Source organism: Photobacterium lucens (assembly GCF_009873615.1).
GTDB classification, from domain to species: Bacteria; Pseudomonadota; Gammaproteobacteria; order Enterobacterales; family Vibrionaceae; genus Photobacterium; species Photobacterium lucens.
The window spans coordinates 1-1,493 of sequence record NZ_SSMG01000424.1; the positions used below are offsets into that span (position 1 = coordinate 1).

Consider the following 1,493-nt stretch of genomic DNA (forward strand, 5'->3'; position numbering starts at 1 on the left):
CTCTTAGTACAATTGAAATTATGATGAGACTTATTTTTTACATTAAGAATAAAAGGACATGATGCGCGGTAATAGCCAACAACACCTTCTTTCTTCAAATCAAACTGATCTAATAAACTTTCGGAAAGTGACAAAGCATGACTATCACCAATAATAACTGCTGATATATTCGCTTTATTACCGATAATACAAGGCTTTCCATCATAGTCATCATTAGGAAAATAAAAACAACCTTCTAATTCCTTTTTAGCCCCTTTAGATAAATTCTCTGTTTTTAAAACATCAGCAGATACTCGAGTCGGAATACCATGTTTTGCATAAACAAAAGTAGACATTAAACCAACAACCGCAACCATCCATAATGGTTTAAATGATGCTATAGATTTAACAGACATAGAAGATAGCGTCGGTAGCTTAATACCTTCTATAAACTTATAACTACAAAAACCCAAAATTACGGATACAGGGATACCAATCCATTCCCAATGCGGTACTTCCAAATAATAGCCAAGTACAACAATTGGCCAATGCCATAAATATATAGAATAAGACCACGAACCTACTTTCTGCATGATGATATTATTAGTAATCTCACTATCACTGCGATGAGCAATAATAACTAAATAAGCACCCATTACAGGAATTAATGCTAAGTAACCCGGCCATAAATTATCTTTTGATATAAACCAATAGGAAGACAAAATTAACATAATGCCAGCCCACTCTAGATACTTTTTATGTGTTTTTTTAACGTTTTGTAATGGATAAATAAATGCAAGTCCACCCATCATCATTTCCCATGCACGTGTAGGAAACAAGAAATACGCAGGATCAGGCCAACGATAGGTAACATAGGCACTAAAGATAAAACCGAACACAGTAGATACAACAAGCAAACGCTTAATCTTTGTCAGTGACAGGCATTTTTTGAGTAACACCAATAGTACAGGGTAAATAATATAGAATTGCCATTCTACCGATAAAGACCATGTATGAAGTAACCACTTGCTATGTGATGCTGAATCAAAGTAACCAGACTCACGCCAATAAACTACATTCGAGATAAAACCTAAACTACTAGCAACATGTTTACCTAGTACTCTGTAATCCAATGGAGCAAGATAGAACCAGCCAAATGCTAGCAGTACAAGACAAACGACTGATAATGCTGGAATGATACGATTAGCACGAGCAATATAAAAATTGATAATAGAAAAGTTATGGTTCTCTAGCCCACGAAAGATGATACCTGTCATCAAAAAACCAGATATTACGAAGAAAACATCAACCCCTGCAAAGCCTCCAGGAACCCATGCAGGATTGAAGTGAAATAAAACAACGGCAATAACAGCAATCGCTCTTAAGCCGTTTATATCTGTTCGGAATTTCATAATTACTCCCTTGAATACATGGGAGTAATATTACCCTAAGATGACAGCCTAAATATTATGAGAAAGTAATAATGCAGATTTATATAGAAAATTAAAAAACTT

Annotated in this window: 1 protein-coding gene; it reads right to left on the reverse strand. The window is 34.8% G+C overall.

Annotation, left to right across the window (positions count from 1 at the left end; genetic code table 11):
• Window positions 1–1,391 (reverse strand): acyltransferase family protein (locus E5A76_RS17225; RefSeq protein WP_161119682.1); only part of this gene is annotated, 1,391 nt, incomplete at its 3' end.
• Window positions 1,392–1,493: the final 102 nt, after the last annotated feature.